The sequence below is a fragment of the Bradyrhizobium sp. BR2003 genome (assembly GCF_009720285.1).
In the GTDB taxonomy this organism is placed as follows: Bacteria; Pseudomonadota; Alphaproteobacteria; order Rhizobiales; family Xanthobacteraceae; genus Bradyrhizobium; species Bradyrhizobium elkanii.
In genome coordinates this window covers 68,067-84,164 of record NZ_SMYJ01000030.1, presented here as the reverse complement: position 1 = coordinate 84,164, position 16,098 = coordinate 68,067, and the positions used below count along the sequence as shown (strand labels likewise).

The 16,098-nt window shown below is 64.6% G+C and carries 18 protein-coding genes; 8 read left to right on the top strand and 10 right to left on the bottom strand.

From position 1 onward, the window contains the following. Nucleotides 1-101: 101 nt before the first annotated feature. Entirely contained in the window at nt 102-518 is a 417-nt protein-coding gene (locus E2I15_RS24770; RefSeq protein ID WP_137482620.1) for a histone, read from the top strand. Nucleotides 519-921: 403 nt separating this feature from the next. Further along, nucleotides 922-1,917, top strand: a complete 996-nt coding sequence (locus E2I15_RS24765) for a TorF family putative porin (RefSeq protein WP_137482621.1) — start codon at nt 922-924, stop codon at nt 1,915-1,917. Between the two features lie 197 nt (nt 1,918-2,114). Here E2I15_RS24765 and E2I15_RS24760 read toward each other — a convergent pair whose 3' ends face one another. Continuing rightward, nucleotides 2,115-3,860: an ABC transporter ATP-binding protein/permease gene (locus E2I15_RS24760; RefSeq protein WP_137482622.1), complete on the bottom strand. Its 1,746-nt coding sequence runs from the start codon at nt 3,858-3,860 to the stop codon at nt 2,115-2,117. A 311-nt stretch (nt 3,861-4,171) separates the two neighbouring features. On the opposite strand from E2I15_RS24760, the gene E2I15_RS24755 reads away from it, so the two are divergent. Together E2I15_RS24755 and E2I15_RS24750 are read left to right on the top strand one after the other, a co-directional pair. Continuing rightward, nucleotides 4,172-5,842 (top strand): L-lactate permease, encoded by a 1,671-nt coding sequence (locus E2I15_RS24755; protein WP_038380167.1) that lies wholly within the window; start codon nt 4,172-4,174, stop codon nt 5,840-5,842. A 156-nt stretch (nt 5,843-5,998) separates the two neighbouring features. Next, nucleotides 5,999-6,415: an META domain-containing protein gene (locus E2I15_RS24750; protein WP_170991733.1), complete on the top strand. Its 417-nt coding sequence runs from the start codon at nt 5,999-6,001 to the stop codon at nt 6,413-6,415. A gap of 54 nt (nt 6,416-6,469) precedes the next feature. Here the strand turns inward: E2I15_RS24750 and E2I15_RS24745 are convergent, their stop codons facing one another. After that, complete coding sequence (locus E2I15_RS24745; RefSeq protein ID WP_137482623.1) at nt 6,470-7,147, bottom strand: hypothetical protein; 678 nt, start codon at nt 7,145-7,147, stop codon at nt 6,470-6,472. Between the two features lie 206 nt (nt 7,148-7,353). On the opposite strand from E2I15_RS24745, the gene E2I15_RS24740 reads away from it, so the two are divergent. Both E2I15_RS24740 and E2I15_RS24735 read left to right on the top strand, forming a co-directional pair. Then, a complete protein-coding gene (locus E2I15_RS24740; RefSeq protein ID WP_137482624.1) occupies nt 7,354-7,932 on the top strand; it encodes a bifunctional transcriptional activator/DNA repair enzyme AdaA in 579 nt (192 codons plus the stop codon). A gap of 19 nt (nt 7,933-7,951) precedes the next feature. Continuing rightward, complete coding sequence (locus E2I15_RS24735; RefSeq protein WP_137482625.1) at nt 7,952-8,419, top strand: PaaI family thioesterase; 468 nt, start codon at nt 7,952-7,954, stop codon at nt 8,417-8,419. Between the two features lie 115 nt (nt 8,420-8,534). On the opposite strand, the gene E2I15_RS24730 is transcribed toward E2I15_RS24735, so the two are convergent. From E2I15_RS24730 to E2I15_RS24720, 3 genes are all read right to left on the bottom strand, one after another. After that, on the bottom strand, nt 8,535-8,978 hold the full coding sequence (locus tag E2I15_RS24730) for an ester cyclase (RefSeq protein WP_338134496.1): 444 nt from the start codon (nt 8,976-8,978) through the stop codon (nt 8,535-8,537). Between the two features lie 219 nt (nt 8,979-9,197). Beyond that, nucleotides 9,198-10,397, bottom strand: a complete 1,200-nt coding sequence (locus E2I15_RS24725) for a hypothetical protein (RefSeq protein ID WP_137482627.1) — start codon at nt 10,395-10,397, stop codon at nt 9,198-9,200. 108 nt (nt 10,398-10,505) lie between these two features. After that, complete coding sequence (locus E2I15_RS24720; RefSeq protein WP_137482628.1) at nt 10,506-10,982, bottom strand: MarR family winged helix-turn-helix transcriptional regulator; 477 nt, start codon at nt 10,980-10,982, stop codon at nt 10,506-10,508. 97 nt (nt 10,983-11,079) lie between these two features. Here E2I15_RS24720 and E2I15_RS24715 point away from each other — a divergent pair, with 97 nt between their 5' ends. Continuing rightward, the gene (locus tag E2I15_RS24715) at nt 11,080-11,448 is read left to right on the top strand and encodes an antibiotic biosynthesis monooxygenase family protein (protein ID WP_137482629.1); all 369 of its coding nucleotides are present in this window, start codon (nt 11,080-11,082) and stop codon (nt 11,446-11,448) included. A gap of 28 nt (nt 11,449-11,476) precedes the next feature. Here the strand turns inward: E2I15_RS24715 and E2I15_RS24710 are convergent, their stop codons facing one another. From E2I15_RS24710 to E2I15_RS24700, 3 genes are all read right to left on the bottom strand, one after another. Then, nucleotides 11,477-11,767 carry a hypothetical protein gene (locus tag E2I15_RS24710; protein ID WP_137482630.1) on the bottom strand — a complete coding sequence of 97 codons (291 nt, stop codon included), beginning with the start codon at nt 11,765-11,767 and terminating at the stop codon, nt 11,477-11,479. 94 nt (nt 11,768-11,861) lie between these two features. After that, entirely contained in the window at nt 11,862-13,508 is a 1,647-nt protein-coding gene (gene groL, locus E2I15_RS24705; protein WP_018269779.1) for a chaperonin GroEL, read from the bottom strand. A gap of 202 nt (nt 13,509-13,710) precedes the next feature. Further along, nucleotides 13,711-14,007, bottom strand: coding sequence for a co-chaperone GroES (locus E2I15_RS24700; protein ID WP_018269780.1), 297 nt, complete (start codon nt 14,005-14,007; stop codon nt 13,711-13,713). 318 nt (nt 14,008-14,325) lie between these two features. Here E2I15_RS24700 and E2I15_RS24695 point away from each other — a divergent pair, with 318 nt between their 5' ends. Further along, nucleotides 14,326-14,844: a hypothetical protein gene (locus tag E2I15_RS24695; RefSeq protein ID WP_026192247.1), complete on the top strand. Its 519-nt coding sequence runs from the start codon at nt 14,326-14,328 to the stop codon at nt 14,842-14,844. A 257-nt stretch (nt 14,845-15,101) separates the two neighbouring features. On the opposite strand, the gene E2I15_RS39345 is transcribed toward E2I15_RS24695, so the two are convergent. Together E2I15_RS39345 and E2I15_RS39340 are read right to left on the bottom strand one after the other, a co-directional pair. After that, on the bottom strand, nt 15,102-15,380 hold the full coding sequence (locus E2I15_RS39345) for a hypothetical protein (RefSeq protein WP_137482631.1): 279 nt from the start codon (nt 15,378-15,380) through the stop codon (nt 15,102-15,104). A 189-nt stretch (nt 15,381-15,569) separates the two neighbouring features. After that, on the bottom strand, nt 15,570-16,043 hold the full coding sequence (locus tag E2I15_RS39340) for a hypothetical protein (protein WP_246668334.1): 474 nt from the start codon (nt 16,041-16,043) through the stop codon (nt 15,570-15,572). Nucleotides 16,044-16,098: the final 55 nt, after the last annotated feature.

The following is a 16,098-nucleotide window of genomic DNA, read 5'->3' as shown; positions in this document are numbered from 1 at the left end:
GCGAAGTGGAGAGTGCCTCTCCTCGAGGTGCAGCCAACGTCCGGCAAGCGATCACTTCAATACGCCCGGTGGACTCAGATAGCGGCAACAGGAGGACCACGATGGCGAAGTCGAAGAAGGCGAAGAAAAGCAAGAAGGCCAAAAAGGCCAAGAAGGTGGTAGCGGCGAAGAAGAGGTCCGCGAAGAAGTCGGCCAAGAAGGCTGCGAAGAAATCCGCCAGGAAGACCGCAAAGAAATCGGCGAAGAAGTCGGCCAAGAAAGCTGCAAAGAAAACGGCAAAGAAAGCTGCCAAGAAGGCTGCGCCGAAGAAGGCCGCGAAGAAAGCCGCTGCCAAGAAGAGCGCGCCGAAGAAGGCCGCTGCTCCGAAGAAGGCTGCCGCGCCGAAGCCGGCCACCCCGGTCGCAGCACCCCCGGCGCCCGAGCCCGAGCCGCAGCCGGCTCCGAGCTGGGCCACACCGAGCCACGAACCGGCGCCGGGCTGGATTGCCGGGTCGGCCGACGGGGGCGAGCACCACTAAGCCGCTGCCGCATTGCCGAGGTTCAACTGATCGAAGCCGCAGCGCGCCACGCTGCGGCTTCTTCCGTAGGTGCGGTGACAATCCGTACTTTTGCGGGCGCGGCGATTCGTTCCAATGCTCTCGCGCCGGGCCGACTGTTGCCGTTTCCCCGCCCGGATGATCCGTTCAACCGCCGCGGGAGGCTGCGGGAGCCACAGTCTTGTGGTGCAAATGCAACACCCGCAAATCAACATGCGGCGAAATGGCTAGAACGCCTAAAAAGGCGGCACATGCATGTCTTTTTGGCTTCACGGTACCGTGCACGAGCCTCAGATTGGCCACACGCGATTTAGTTGCAGTCCGTTATCGCGCGCCCTGGGGGCCACCGGAGCCGGGCTGTCTGGACAGGTAGATGGGGATCGTCATGAAGAAACTGGCTTTGTTAGCAACGGCGCTAGCAATGATTTCGAGCTCGGCAATGGCAGCTGACATGGCGGTGAAGGCCGTCAAGGCGCCGCCGCCGGCTCCGTTCGACCCGTGGGACATCGCCTTTGGCGCTGGCATCATGAGCGACTACATCTTCCGCGGCGTCACCCAGTCCAACCACAATCCGTCGGTCACCGCCTATTTCGAGCCGCGCTACAACGTCAGCAAGGACCTGCAGCTCTACGTCGGTACGTCGACCGAAAGCATTTCCTTCGCCAACCGCGCCGCGGCTGAAGTCGACGTCTACGGCGGTATCCGCCCAACCTTCGGCGCGTTCGCCTTCGACATCGGTGTCTGGGGTTACCTGTATCCGGGCGGGACCTGCTACTACGGCGGCGGTGCGGTGGCCGACTTCGCAGGCAATCCGCTGAGCGCCGATTGCCAGGCCAACACCCTCACCAACCTCGCCGTCATGAAGAAGGACGTCTCGTTCTTCGAAGTCTACGGCAAGGCGACCTGGACCATCAACGACAACTGGGCGTTCACCATCAACGAATACTACTCGCCGAACTTCCTCAACACCGGCGCCTGGGGCAACTACTCCTCGATCATCGGCAAGTACACTGCGCCGAGCACCGTGTTCGGCACCAGCGGCGTCGGCATGTACGTGTCGGGTGAGTTCGGTCGGCAGTGGCTCGGCACCTCGGACAGCTTCTACGGCGTCCCGGCGTTCCCGAACGGCATCAAGTATGCCGACTACAACACCTGGAACATCGGCATCGGCTTCACCTATAAGGTGTTCACGCTCGATCTGCGCTACTCCGACACCGACATGTCGAAGGGTGATTGCAGCGCTTTCACCAGCGACTTCACTGCGGGCGGAACCACTGCCGTCACCCCGATCAATCCGGGTGGCACGAGCTCCAACTGGTGCGGCGCGGCGGGTATCGCCAAGCTTTCGGTCGACCTGACCGCGATGTCCAACCTGAAGTAATCTTCCCTTCCGGGGATCGAGGGGCGGCAGAGCAATCTGCCGCCCCTTTTGTTTTGCGCGGCCTGCGGTGGCCGCGTCGCCGTCGAGCCGCTAAGGCATGAATGAACTTAACTTGAGCCGCCGGAGTTCACCTCTCCCCGACGGGGGAGAGGTGAACCGAGCCCACGGCCGGACCGCTTCAATCCAAATTCGCGCGCCTACGACGCGGCGACCTTGACCGCGTCGCGCAGGGTGAAGCGGTCGCCGTCGCGGACCAGCGTGACATTGCGCTGATGGAAGGCGTCGAGCGTCGAGCGGTGGCCGATCGAAACCACCGTGGTGCCGGGCAGCCTTTCGGCGATCAGCCTGTACAGCGCGGCTTCCGCCGGCTCGTCGAGCGAGGCCGTCGCCTCGTCCAGGAACAGGAATTGCGGCGCATGCAGCAGCGCCCGCGCGATGCCGAGCCGCTGCTGCTCGCCGAGCGACAGCATCCGGTTCCAGTGCGCGTGTTCCTCGAGCCGCGCCGCAAGCTGCGGCAGCCCGACGGCGGTGAGGACCTCGCGGACCCGGCCCGCGTCGAATTGCGTGGCCTCGCCCGGATAGACGACGGCGTCATGCAGCGAGCCGATCGGCAGATAGGGACGTTGCGGCAGCATCATCAGGCTGGCATTGGCCGGGATCTCGACCGCGCCATCGCCGAACGGCCAGATGCCGGCCACGGCGCGGAACAGCGTCGACTTGCCGGCGCCGGAGGGGCCGGTCATCAGCGTGCGCTCGCCCTTGCGGAAGTCGAACCGGTCCGCGTTCAGCAGCGGCGTTCCGTCGGGCAGCCGCAGCACCAGGTCCTGCAGGCTGACGGCGCCGCCGCCCGGCGTTGCCGTGACATGAATTCGGTCGTCGCGCTTGGTGAGGTTTGATGCCGCCACGATCCCCGCCTCGAATCCATCGAGGCGGTTCACCACGGCCTGCCATTCGGCCAGTTGACGATAGATGGTGACGAAGTACGAGAACGCGCCCTGGACGTTCGAAAACGCCGATGCGGTCTGCATCATGCCGCCGAGCTGGATCTTTTGCGCAAAGTAGGCCGGCGCCACCAGCACATAGGGGAAGATCACCGAGGCCTGATTATAGCTCGCCGTGAACGCGGTGATCTTCTTGGTCCGGTTCATCAGGGCGATCCAGTTCTCCACCACGCGTCCGAAGCGAACGCGCAGGCGTTCGCGCTCGGCCTGTTCGCCCTGCAGCAGCGCGATCTGCTCGGAGTTCTCCCGCACGCGCACCAGGTTGAAGCGGAAATCGGCTTCATATTGCTGCTGCTTGAAATCGATGCCGACCAGCGGCCAGCCGATCAGATGGGTCAGCACGGTGCCGAGCGCCGAATAGATCAGCGCGCACCAGACAAGATAGCCGGGAATTGAATATTCCGTACCGAACAGGTGCAGCGGTGCCTCATTGGAAAGGCCCCACAGCAGTGTGAGAAAGGACGCCAGCGTGACGACCGAGTTCAACAGGCCAAGGCCGAGCGTGAGCGTGCGATCGACGAACAGCTTGACGTCGTCGGTCATGCGCTGGTCGGGGTTGTCGGCAGCGTCGCCCTGCAGCTGCATCCGGTAGTGACTGGCCTGGCGCAGCCAGTCCCCGAGATAGTGTGTCGTCATCCATTGCCGCCAGCGGATCTGCAGCCATTGATTGAGGTAGAGCTGGTAGACCGCCAGCAGGATGAAGAACGCGACGACGACGCAGAAATAGATGATCTCGCTGACGAAGGAGTCCCAATTGCGTTCCTGCAGCGCGTTATAGAAGCGGTTGTTCCACTGCGTGATCAGGACGTTGATGCCCACGATCGCCAGTTCGATCGCGATCACCGCCGCAAGCAGCCCGCGGCCCGCCCATTTGTCCTCGGAGTTGAAATAAGGCGAGGCGATGCGCCACACCGTCGCGAGCGTCGAGCGAATGTTGTTCACAGATTATCGTCTCCGGGGAAGCGGCCGCAAAGGCCTGAAGAATCGGGACAATCGGGGTAATCCTCGACTAAAGTCGCAGGTCTGGCATGCAAGCGTTGGCTTGTCCCGGCAATCGAGTCAACCCTAGCATGACGACAACGGCGAGGGGCGGGGGACCTTCGATTTTTCGCGAGGATGTGAGCGATCCTTACCGATCGTTCATTCGCGGGCCGGGGCTGCAGCTTTTCCGACGGACTCCCGCAATCGCACCAGTCGCGCCTGCCCCGCGTGCAGGCCGGCGCGCTGCATAAAAATGTGGGAAGGATCCCGAGATGAACACCTGGAATCAAATCTACAACCCGCTGGGCAATGCGGCGCTGTCGACGGTCGCGGCCGCCATTCCCGTGGTCACGCTGCTGGTCCTGATCGCCAGCGGCAAGGTGAAGGCGCACATTGCCGCCATCATCGCCGTGATCGTGACCAACCTGATCACGATCTTCGTCTTCACCATGCCGGCCAACATGTCGATCCGCGCCACGCTGCTCGGCGTGATCACCGGGTTCTTCCCGATCGGCTGGATCGTGCTCAACGTCATCTTCCTCTACCAGGTCACGGTGAGGTGCGGGAAGTTCGAGCTGCTCAAGCGCGCGGTCGGCGGCGTCACCGAGGACCGGCGGTTGCAGCTGCTGTTGATCGCGTTCTCGTTCGGCGCCTTCTTCGAGGGCGCGTCCGGGTTCGGCACGCCGGTCGCAATCACCGGCGCGGTGCTGATCGGGCTCGGTTTCTCGCCGCTCGCCGCGTCCGGCCTGTCGCTGATCGCCAACACGGCACCCGTTGCCTACGGTGCGCTCGGCACGCCGATCCAGGGCCTCGCCTCGGTCACCGGGCTCGACCCCTACATCCTCGGCGCGATGGTCGGCCGGCAGCTGCCGCTGTTCTCGCTGATCGTGCCGTTCTGGGTGGTGTGGGCGTTTGCCGGCTGGCGCGGCATGAAGGAGGTGTGGCCGGCGATCCTGGTCACCGGCGTGTCGTTTGCGGTCCCGCAATTCGTGATCTCGAACTACATCAACCCCTGGATCGTCGACATCGGCGCCTCGCTGATCTCGATGGGCGCGCTGATCCTGTTCCTGAAGGTCTGGCAGCCGCGGCAGTTGTGGCTGTCGCCGGCGCTGCGCGGCCGCGATGAATCGGCGGCGACGATGGCCGCCGCGCCGCCGCTCGACAAGACGCCGCTGACCCAGGGCGAAATGTGGAGTGCGCTGCTGCCGTGGATCATCGTCTGCATCCTGATGCTGATCTGGGGCAACGGTGCCTTCAAGGCCTGGGCGAACGCCAACTTCGTCTGGAACTATCCGGTCCCCGAGCTCGACAAGCTGATCTTCAAGGTGCCGCCGGTGGCTGCCAAGCCGACGCCGGAAGGTGCCGTGTTCGGCTTCACCTATCTGTCGTTCACCGGCACCGGCATGCTGATCGCCGCGATCATCTCGGGTCTGTTGATGGGCTTCTCGCCGCTCAAGCTGATCGCCGAGTATGGCCGCACCATCCGCATCTGTGCGATCTCGCTGATCACGATCTCGGCGATGCTGGCGATCGGCACGCTGACCCGGCTGTCCGGCGTCGACGCCACGCTCGGCCTCGCCTTCGCGGCGACCGGCGTGCTCTATCCCTTCTTCGGCACCTTGCTCGGCTGGCTGGGCGTGGCGCTGACCGGATCGGATACCGCGTCGAACGTGCTGTTCGGCAATCTGCAGAAGATCACCTCCGAGCAGCTCGGCCTGTCGCCGATCCTGATGGCGGCGGCGAACTCCTCGGGCGGCGTGATGGGCAAGATGATCGACGCGCAATCGATCGTGGTCGCCTCGACCGCGACCAACTGGTACGGCCACGAGGGCTCGATCCTGCGCTACGTGTTCCTGCACTCGATCGTGCTGGCGTGCCTGGTCGGTCTGTTCGTGACCCTGCAGGCCTATGTCTATCCGTTCACGATGCTGGTGCTGAAATAGCGCCACGACGCGTCCGTCGAACCACAAATCCCCGCGACCGGACGGCTCGCGGGGATTTGCTTTTCAAGCACATTTTCCGGCGATGCCAATCTGGCCAATCGCGTTCTGCTCCCATAGAAGGGGCGCGCAGTTGCGCGTCGCATTTCGAGGATTGGCATGATTTCGATGAGGCGAAGTTTGAACGGCGGCATCGCTGCGTTGGCGCTGGTTGCCGCGGCTCTCGGTGCGGGTCCGGCGCGGGCCCAGGAGGAGTTCCCGTTCGGCTTCGTGATGACGCTCGATGCCGCGCGCATGCCGGGCTCCAAGCGGATTCCCTCGATCGAGGTCGGCGACAATGGCGAGGTGATCCTCGAGCTGTGGTGCGACGGCGGCAAGGGCCAGTTCTCGGTGGCCGGCAACACCATCGTCTTCGTTCCCGGCGCGATGGAGAACCGCACCTGCACGCCGGAGCGGGCGCAGGCGGACAAGGATCTGCTGGCTGCGCTCGGCGACATGACGGGCTGGCGGCGGCACGGTGACGAGGTGACCTTCACCGGCAGCAAGTCGCTGCGTTTCGTGATCAACAGCAACTGAAGCGTTTTCGAGCGAAGTGGACGCCGGTTCGCGAAACGCGTCAAGACAAGACGCTCAGGGCGTTGCGATCAGTCCGCTTGCGGTGGCGACGATCCAGCGGTTGCCCCAGCGCACGATGGAATCGACCCGTCCAAGGCCAGGGACGACGTCGCCGCGCGCGGCCATCTTGACGCCCTCGGGCCCCTCGAGCACGGCGGTGCCGTCGCGGACTTCGACCACCGACCATCCCGGGATGGTGCTCGGCCGCGTCTCCGGCGCCGTCGCCTGCGGCTGCTTCGGCCCCAATGCGGCGGCCTGTGCATTCAATGTCGTCGGCGCGGCGCCCAAGGCGAGCGGGCGCGGGCTGGCCGGCGTGGTCCTCGGAATGCTGCCGGTGGCGACGGGGTCGGCGTTGGACGCGGCCCGGCGCGGGCCCTCGTTCTTTCGGCTCGGCGCCACCTCCGCGATGTGCGGGGCCGGCGCTTCCTTCTGGGCCACCGGGACCGGGGCGGGAGCCGCGAGGTCGTGCCAGTTCGCCCCGCCGGTCCATCCCAGCACGAAGCTTGCGGCGAGCGCGGTCGCCGCCAGTAGCGCGGTGCCGATGCGGTCGGCAAACGGCTCTCGCAGCAGCAGGGCGGCGTCGTGGTTCTCGCCGGTGACATCCCAGAGGTCCGCCGTCTGTGCCGGCGAATGACCCTCCGGCACATCTGTCGGCCAGATGCTCGCAACGCTGATCGGCTCGCGGTCTTGCATGGCGTGACCTGTGTTCGATGGCGCGAAGCATGATCCTCGAAACTAAATCGAGCCTTAATTTTCGGTGACCGAACTGCGGCAGCACGAAGTCTTTTGGTCGCAGGCCCCGTAGTCGCCCGGGTTTCTTCCGCGCACACCGGTCGATTCCGGACGTCGTCTCCGCAAAGCGGGTCGTCGCGGCGCGCGGGCGGCGCTATAGCGGTCGCATGCTCGATTTCGCCGCACAATATGCTGCCTTTCAGCGCCGCGACCCGGCCTGGGACGGCATCGTGTTCGTCGCGGTCAAGACCACCGGCGTGTATTGCCGCCCGGTCTGCCGGGCGCGCACGCCGCTCGCCCGCAACGTGCGGTTCTATGGCAGTGCCGCGTCGGCCGAGCGTGCCGGCTTCCGGCCCTGCCTGCGCTGCCGTCCCGAGGCGGCGCCGTTCTGCCCGGCATGGAAGGGCACCAGGACCACGGTCGAGCGCGCGCTGGCGCTGATCGAAGCGGGCGCGCTCGACCGCGGCAATGTCGCTGCACTGGCCGATCGGCTCGGCATCGGCGCACGGCATCTGTCGCGTCTGTTTGACGAGCATCTCGATGCATCGCCGCTGCTGGTCGCGCTCTCGCTGCGCGTGCAGCGCGCCAAGCGCCTGATCGACGGCAGCAATCTCCCGATCCGTCTGGTGGCGCAGCGCGCCGGCTTCTCCAGCGCGCGTCGCATGAACGCCGCATTCGCAAAACTCTACGGCCGCTCGCCCGCCTCGCTGCGACGGAAGCCGCCGCCAAACATCACGATGCCATGAACCTCGATGGAGATCTGCAATGGGCAAGACCTACGGCACCGTCAGCTCCGAACAGAAACTCAAGATGAGCGGCCTCGAGATCGTGCAAGGGCTCGCCTCTGGCGCGTTGCCGCTCAACACGATCGCGCGGACGCTCGGCTATGACGTCACCGAGGCCGAGCGCGGTCGCGTCGTCGTTACGCTGCTGCCGACGGACGCGCATCTCAATCCGGCCGGCACCGTGCATGGCGGGCTCACCGCGACACTGCTCGACAGCTGCATGGGCCTGGCCGTACAGTCGACGCTCGATGCCGGTACGAGTCAGACCACGCTGGAATTCAAGATCTCGCTGCTGCGGTCGATCACGCCGGACACCGGTTCGATCCGGGCCGAGGGCCGAGTGCTCAATTGCGGTCGCCGCATCGGCACCGCGGAAGGCAGGGTCACCGACGAGAAAGGGCGATTGCTCGCGCATGGCACGACCACGTGCCTGATCTTTCCGGCCTGATGAAGAGCGCTGCGGAGAGCATGCGCCGGCGCTGCCGAGCCGATCGCTTGCGCTACCCGAATGCATGGAATGTGCGTTCGGGTAGCCGCGATGCGATCGTCGATGAAACGCCGGCTCACCCGGCGTAACCATTCTGTTCAGGCAAGCGAATGAGGCCGAGCTGCAGCATGGCGGTCAGCGCATCCTCCTGTCCGAGCTCCTCGGCGATCCGTCCGTCCCGCACGCGCAGCACGGTTGTGCCGGCGAACGTCATCTTGCGGCCGGAGCCCGCGGGCAGCGAGCCGAGGCGGAAGTCGCTGAAGGCAGGTCCAGTGTGCGTACCGCCACCTTCCCAGCGGCCGACGACGAGATCGCCCTCCGCGATGAGATCGCCGACGCCCCAGAAATTCAGATCCGGAAACGCTTCACGAAACTCGGTGATGAATTGCGTCACCGCAGCGCGGCCCTTTTTCGGTTCGTGCATCGGGTAGTGCACGACGATGTCTGGGGTCGCGAGCTCATCGATGATGCGCGGATCCCACGGGTTTCCCCAAAAGCCTTTGAACCAGCGGCCGACCACGTTCTTGTTTTCCTCTGACATCGGATCGTCTCCATGTGCGCGTTGCCGGCATCGCGGCCGGCGCTGTGTCGATGCGCGCATTAGACAATTTGAGACGTGTGCCGTGCCACCCGATTCCAGATCGGACGTCTTGTCAGACTTCAGGAGAAATTCCGCTGTGTCGATATGACGTTTGGCGCTGCTTGCCGAACTCCGTCGAGCAATCCGGAAGCGGGTGGATCACCGCCACACCGACTTGTCGGCGTCCCAGCGCTGGCCTTTGAACTCCTTGAGCAGCGCATCGATCGCGCCGTTGTCGTCCCTGGTCTCGCTGCCTTCCTCGTCGCTGCTGGAATCATCGGACAGATTGAGCCTGGGGCCGGCGCTGTCGTCCGATGTCGAGACGGTGGGGCTCGAGACCCACAGCATCAGCCGGTCGGAGCTTCCGGGCTTGTCGGGCGAGACCAGGGCAGTGACCTCGTAATTCTGGGTGAGGCCGAGTACCGGGTAAACCGTGCTGGGCCGCTTCAGCACCAGCTTGAGCTTGCCGGTGTTCGCGTTCCACGTCGCCGAGGCGGGCTTTGCGGCGAGCGTCTTCGCCAGCACGCCCGCGATCGCGGTTGCCAGCTTGTCACGGTTGAGCTTGTCGCCGTCGCGCCAGTCGGCGGCGGCAAAACGGATGGTGCGGTCCATCTCGACGACGCCGCTGGTCCAGCCGGCCGCGGTCACGCCGGGCGCCGATTTTGCCTTGGCGAGCAGCGCGCCGGCGTGCTCGGGGTCGACGGTGAGGTTGATGGTCTGCTCGCCGGAGCGCATCGCATCGCAGGTCACCGCGAGGCTGGAGGTGCCGACCTCGACGGCCTCGCCCTTCAGGCTCTTGAGGAAATCCGCCGCCGCATCGAGCTTCACCCGCACACCGATCGATTCCGGCGAAACGTCGGTGAAATCCTTCGGCTGCGGCGTGATGCCGTCCTCGGTGGCCTGGTTGTCCTGGAATTCCTTCTCGCTGAGATCGGAATTGTCCGTCGAGGCGACCTCGGTCACGGTCTGGCCGATCGTGATCTGGCCGCGGAACTCAAAACCGTCGCCGGTCTGCTTGCGGTTCAGCTTGACGGTGACCGGCTGCTTGTCGGCGACGCTCTGGGCGGTCCCGGAAAGCGTCTGGCCGCTGACGGTCAGGTTGGCGACGAAGCGGTCCTTGCGGTCGGAGCTCTTGTCGGCGGGATAGCAGACGTCGAGCACGGCCGCGGTCACGGTCTTGCCCTGGCGGGTTTCCTTCAGGACGACGTCGGCATTGCCGTCCATCAGGCCGTCGATCGAGGTGAAATAGCGCGTCTCGGGGCCATTGGCGGGCGGCGCCTTCGATTGCAGCTTCATCTGGGCGAGAGCAGGCGCCGAGGTGACGGCAAGACCGAGCAGCAGGAGCGGGAGCGCGCGCATACGATAAGTCCTCGAAGGGCAGAATCGGTTCCATCGTAACTAGCAAACCTCCATGTCATTGGCCAAAAAAGAAGGCCGCCTAACGGCGGCCTCGCGCCGCGATCGCGGTCATGTGCGCTTGTCAGGTTCCTCGCCGCTCTCCAGCCGACCGCGCAGCACCGTCACGACGCGACCCACGGTCTCGAGGTCCTTCATCGACAGCCCGTCGGCGAGGCCGTTCACCCAGGGCAGCTGCAGGCGTATGGCCGCGTCGAAGCTTTGCCGCCCCTTGGCGGTCAGCACGACGAGCTGGGCGCGGCGATGATGCGGGTTGGCTTCAAAGACCACCAGCCCGTCCCGTTCTAGGTCGTTGACGATCCGCTGCACGTTCTGTCTGGCAGCACTGAGGTCGCGCGCCAGCCACGCGACCGGCTGCGGGCGCTCGGCGGCGACGATGGCGCCGAGGATCTGCCAGCGCGCGCTGGTCAGCCCGACCCCGGCCACCAGCCGGTCGCCTGACGTGAACAGCAGGCTGTTGAGCCTGAACAGGTCCGGAATCAGCGTGCTCAGGGCTTCGCCCGCCGCCGTTCGTTTTGCATTCGGCATTTGTCACCATATGAGCGTATTGACATCATAATGTCAATTGCGATATGTATCCATCATAACGGAATGACATCATAACACCATATCGAACGAGCCAACCATGCCGCAGATGCGCCCCCTGGATCCCGCTTTCCCGATCGACCGCCAGCTCGCGGTCGATGCCACCAATGTGGTGCTCGTCAACCTCTTCACGCTCGATGCGGCCGACGAGGACACCTTCCTGAAAGCCTGGCAGGACGACGCCGCCATCATGAAGCGGCAGCCGGGTTTCATCTCGACCCAGCTGCACCGCGCGATCGGCGAGAGCCCGGCCTATCTGAACTACGCGGTGTGGGAATCGACTGCGGCCTTCCGCGCCGCGTTCATGAACCCCGAGTTCAGGGCCAAGCTTTCGGCTTATCCGGCCTCGGCGGTGGCTTCGCCGCATCTGTTCCAGAAGGTGGCGATCCCGGGCGCGTGCGTCGCGTAACGGACTGTCAGGCCGTCGCGTCAAACGCTCAGCTGTGCACCAGCATGCCGACACCGAGCGTGGCAGCAGCGGCCAGAAACGATATGTCCAGAAATCGCAGCGGCGCTTTTGGACGATGACCGGCAGAACCGGAAATGACGTAATAGAGGCCATAGCCCGCGGCGAGGACGACGAACGTCAGCGTTTGCTTGAGCCAGAACGTCAAGACGATCGCAAGATCATTGATGCTGTCCAGGGCATAGGCGCCGACCGCGAGCAACGCGCCGATCGCGTAGAACAGCGCGAGCGTTGACGTCAGCGATTTGCCGTCCCGGGACATGAAATGATCCTTGCATCCCGATCGTAATCAAACTGCAAAACAGAAGGCCGCCCGGAGGCGGCCTTCGATCTCGATGCGAATGTGCGGAGGGGGCTCAGAAGCCGCCCATGCCGCCCATTCCACCCATGCCGCCGCCGCCCGGCATCGCCGGCGCCGCATCCTTCGGCACTTCGGCGACCATGGCCTCGGTGGTTACCAAGAGGCCGGCGACCGACGAGGCGTCCTGCAGCGCGGTGCGCACCACCTTGGCGGGGTCGATGATGCCCTTGTCGACCATGTCGACATAGTCCTCGGTCTGGGCGTCGAAGCCGAAGGTCTCCGACTTGTTCTCGAGGATCTTGCCGACCACGATCGAGCCTTCGACACCGGCGTTCTCGGAGATCTGGCGGACCGGAGCTTCGAGCGCCTTGAGCACGATGTTGATGCCGGCCTGGACGTCGGCATTGGGGTTGGTGAGCCGGCCGACCGCCTTCTTGGCGCGCAGCAGCGCGACGCCGCCGCCCGGCACGATGCCTTCCTGCACCGCGGCGCGGGTCGCGTTCAGCGCGTCCTCGACACGGTCCTTCTTCTCCTTGACCTCGACCTCGGTCGCGCCGCCGACCTTGATGACGGCAACGCCGCCGGCGAGCTTGGCAAGGCGCTCCTGCAGCTTCTCACGGTCGTAGTCCGAGGTGGTCTCCTCGATCTGCGCCTTGATCTGGCCAACGCGGGCGTCGATGTCCTTCTTCTTGCCGGCGCCCTTGACGATCGTGGTGTTCTCCTTGTCGATCACGATCTTGCCGGCGCGGCCGAGCATGTTGATCGTGACGCTCTCGAGCTTCATGCCGAGGTCGTCGGAGATCAGCTGACCGCCGGTCAGGATCGCGATGTCTTCCAGCATCGCCTTGCGGCGATCGCCGAAGCCCGGCGCCTTGACGGCGGCGACCTTGAGCCCGCCGCGCAGGCGGTTGACCACCAGGGTCGCCAGCGCCTCGCCCTCGACGTCCTCGGCGAGGATCAAGAGCGGACGGCCCGACTGCACCACGGCTTCCAGCACCGGCAGCATGGACTGCAGGCCGGACAGCTTCTTCTCGTGCAGCAGGATGTAGGCATCCTCGAGCTCGGCGGTCATCTTCTCGGCGTTGGTGATGAAGTAGGGGCTGAGGTAGCCGCGGTCGAACTTCATGCCCTCGACGATATCGACCTCGGTCTCGAGCGACTTGTTCTCCTCGACGGTGATCACGCCCTCGTTGCCGACCTTCTGCATCGCCTGCGCGATCATCTTGCCGATCGCGGCATCGCCATTGGCCGAGATGGTGCCGACCTGGGCGACTTCGGACGAGGAGGCGACCGGCTTGGCGCGCTTCTCGATGTCCTTGATCACGGCCGCGACCGCGGTGTCGATACCGCGCTTCAGGTCCATCGGGTTCATGCCGGCGGCGACCGACTTGGCGCCCTCGCGCACGATGGCCTGCGCCAGCACGGTCGCGGTGGTGGTGCCGTCACCGGCGGTGTCGTTGGTCTTGGAAGCGACCTCGCGCAGCATCTGCGCGCCCATGTTCTCGAACTTGTCGTCCAGCTCGATCTCCTTGGCGACGGTGACGCCGTCCTTGGTGATGCGGGGAGCGCCGAAGCTCTTCTCGATGACGACGTTGCGGCCTTTCGGGCCGAGCGTCACCTTTACGGCGTTGGCGAGCACGTCGACACCGCGCAGCATGCGGTCGCGGGCCTCTCCGGCGAATTTTACGTCTTTGGCAGCCATAGTTTGAACTCCTGGAATGATTGGATGCGGTCGCCCGGCATCTGCGCCCGTCATTGCCGGGCGAAAGCACGAAGTGCGTCTTCGTGCAGATGACCCGGCAATCCATCGTCCTTGCGAGAATCTTGCGAAGATTGATCGATGCCCGGATCAAGTCCGGGCATGACGGCGGAGAGAGTGGGCGCTCTCGAATTGGTTGTGGCGATTACGCCAGCACGCCCATGATGTCGGACTCCTTCATGATCAGGAGTTCCTGGTTGTCGAGCTTGACCTCGGTGCCCGACCATTTGCCGAACAGCACGCGGTCGCCGACCTTGAGGTCGATCGGGATCAGCTTGCCCGCCTCGTCGCGGCCACCCGGTCCGACGGCGACGATCTCGCCCTGGGACGGCTTCTCCTTGGCCGAGTCCGGAATGATGATGCCGCCCTTGGACTTCTCCTCGGCATCGATACGCTTGACCACGACGCGGTCGTGCAGGGGGCGGAAGGTGGATTTAGCCATGACGTTCCCTCTTGGAGGCTCGGTTTCAGGTCCGGTTCATCGGGACCGGCGTTGGATGCCGGCTCGGTCGGCGCTGGGCAGGATGCCCGGCGCTTTTAGCAATCGTGGTGCGAGAGTGCTAATTGTGGGCCGGGAAATATGGCTTGGCGCAGTTTCTGTCAAGCAAACGGGTTAAGGCCTTGGTGAGGCCAATATAGGATGGTGGACCAGAAACCAAATCGTAGCGATGACGTAATTTTGTCAGACGTCATTGCTCCGCCTTAAGTTTTACGCTTGGCTGCAGGACGGGTGCGGCCGGGACATAGTCGGGGGATGCATATGATCAGGTCATTCAACGCGCGATTGGTCGCACGGTTCGCGGCTGTTTCGGCGCTGACGACACTCTTGGGGGCCTGTGGCAGCATGAGCCTGCCGTCGTTGTCGTCGAACCCTGAGCCGGCGCCGGCCGAGCCGGGCGTAGCCCCCGAAATGCCCGCAAGCATTCGCGCCGACGAGATCGTCGGCCGCTGGGGTCTCGCCTCGTTCCAGAATCCCGCCGACCGCGCCCGCACCGAGGCCGCCGCGCGCGGCCAGTGCAAGCAGCCTTACGTGATCGGCGCCGGCCAGAACGGCGGCGTCATCATGCATCTGGCCGACCAGGCCACCCCGCAGGAACTGCGGCTGAAGGGTTCCCCGAGCGGCAAGAACTATATCGGCCCGCCAGGACCGACGCCCGGCGAGCAGGACCGCGAGATCGTCTCGTTCGACGGCCGCGTCATGATCACCCGCTTCGTCGACAAGGACGCCGGGGTCCGCTACGGCAACATGGTCTACGTGCGCTGCGCCCCGAGGGCGTAACGGCGGGACTTCGAGCCATCTGCCGACATAGCGCCGCATAGTCGGCGCACCTCTCCCCCTGTGGGAGAGGTCGGATTGCATCGCCAGATGCAATCCGGGTGAGGGGTCTCTCTCCGCGAATGACCTATCGCGATCCGCGTGTGCGGCGACACCCTTTCATCCGGCGCGCCATAGCTGATGCGAAGCATCGGCCCACGACAAGACAGCGGCCGCGAGGTCGTCTCCCGTTTAAAAGTCGTGACCCGCAAACAACTGTCTTACCGTCGCACGCCAACCCGATTGACGCCGCCATTCAAATTGCCACCCGCATTGTGACGGACCGCGGCACGCGCCACTGGACGAGGCCTGAGCACGACGCCCGCCCTCGCCACGCAACCCTGCGGGTAACCGACATACGTGCAGTAAACCACGGCCTTGGCCGGCGCTGGCGTGAGAGCGACAGCTGCAAACCCCAATATGAGGCTGGTCGCAATTCCCGCAGCCGTTACGGACTTGATCGAAAGAATGTTCGTCCGATGCATGGTGATCCTCCTCATCGCAGGCGAACCAAAAGCTGATCGCGCCGCTTCCGATGCGGCGCAAGCTATCGTCAGCGGGCAAGGGATAGGTGACGTTGATGTAAATCAACGCCGGGCGCGACTTGTCGCCGCGTGAGATCGATCTGCTTCATCATGAAAGAGGGCGGCTCGTTGAGCCGCCCATCAAGAGATGCCGTTGTGCCGACGTCACTGACAGACGTACATGCGGCCGTCGGCCATCTTGGTCATCGTGCCGGGCTCGCAGCCGATACCATTGGCTGCCTTGTAGTCCGTCCATCCGGCATATCCGTAATACGGACTGATCCTTTGGTAGGCTCGTGCCGGATAATAGGGCTGGCCAAAGTAGGGATCCGTCCGGGCGGCATACGAATTGGTCCAATCGTTTGTGCCCCAGCCGGAATAGGCCGGCGCAGTAGCGGCAGCCGCAGCGACCGCCGCCGTAGCGGCGATCCCCGCGCCGTATCCGTACGCGGCGCGCCGGGTCTGGCGACGCGCAACGCCCGCGACGCTCACGGGCGTCAGCGGCCGGCCCACACGCGCCTGGGCGCTTTCGACCGAAGCCGAAATGCCGCCCTGCTCGGACCAGGTGATGGAGAACAGTGCCGCACAAGCGAAAGTCGACAGCGCAATTGCAGTATTCCTGACAATTCCTTGCGTCATGTTCAAATCTCCAGTGTTGAGTACTCCGGTGGCTCCCCCCCAATCAGTGATCCGA

Coding starts and splice junctions, on each gene's coding strand:
- E2I15_RS24695 (WP_026192247.1), top strand. CDS start 14,326: ATGATCAGGTCATTCAACGCGCGATTGGTCGCACGGTTCGCGGCTGTT.
- E2I15_RS24725 (WP_137482627.1), bottom strand. CDS start 10,397: ATGCGCGCGCTCCCGCTCCTGCTGCTCGGTCTTGCCGTCACCTCGGCG.
- E2I15_RS24720 (WP_137482628.1), bottom strand. CDS start 10,982: ATGCCGAATGCAAAACGAACGGCGGCGGGCGAAGCCCTGAGCACGCTG.
- E2I15_RS24710 (WP_137482630.1), bottom strand. CDS start 11,767: ATGTCCCGGGACGGCAAATCGCTGACGTCAACGCTCGCGCTGTTCTAC.
- E2I15_RS24745 (WP_137482623.1), bottom strand. CDS start 7,147: ATGCAAGACCGCGAGCCGATCAGCGTTGCGAGCATCTGGCCGACAGAT.
- E2I15_RS24755 (WP_038380167.1), top strand. CDS start 4,172: ATGAACACCTGGAATCAAATCTACAACCCGCTGGGCAATGCGGCGCTG.
- E2I15_RS24765 (WP_137482621.1), top strand. CDS start 922: ATGAAGAAACTGGCTTTGTTAGCAACGGCGCTAGCAATGATTTCGAGC.
- E2I15_RS39340 (WP_246668334.1), bottom strand. CDS start 16,043: ATGACGCAAGGAATTGTCAGGAATACTGCAATTGCGCTGTCGACTTTC.
- E2I15_RS24715 (WP_137482629.1), top strand. CDS start 11,080: ATGCCGCAGATGCGCCCCCTGGATCCCGCTTTCCCGATCGACCGCCAG.
- E2I15_RS39345 (WP_137482631.1), bottom strand. CDS start 15,380: ATGAGGAGGATCACCATGCATCGGACGAACATTCTTTCGATCAAGTCC.
- E2I15_RS24750 (WP_170991733.1), top strand. CDS start 5,999: ATGATTTCGATGAGGCGAAGTTTGAACGGCGGCATCGCTGCGTTGGCG.
- E2I15_RS24735 (WP_137482625.1), top strand. CDS start 7,952: ATGGGCAAGACCTACGGCACCGTCAGCTCCGAACAGAAACTCAAGATG.
- E2I15_RS24770 (WP_137482620.1), top strand. CDS start 102: ATGGCGAAGTCGAAGAAGGCGAAGAAAAGCAAGAAGGCCAAAAAGGCC.
- E2I15_RS24740 (WP_137482624.1), top strand. CDS start 7,354: ATGCTCGATTTCGCCGCACAATATGCTGCCTTTCAGCGCCGCGACCCG.
- E2I15_RS24700 (WP_018269780.1), bottom strand. CDS start 14,007: ATGGCTAAATCCACCTTCCGCCCCCTGCACGACCGCGTCGTGGTCAAG.
- groL (WP_018269779.1), bottom strand. CDS start 13,508: ATGGCTGCCAAAGACGTAAAATTCGCCGGAGAGGCCCGCGACCGCATG.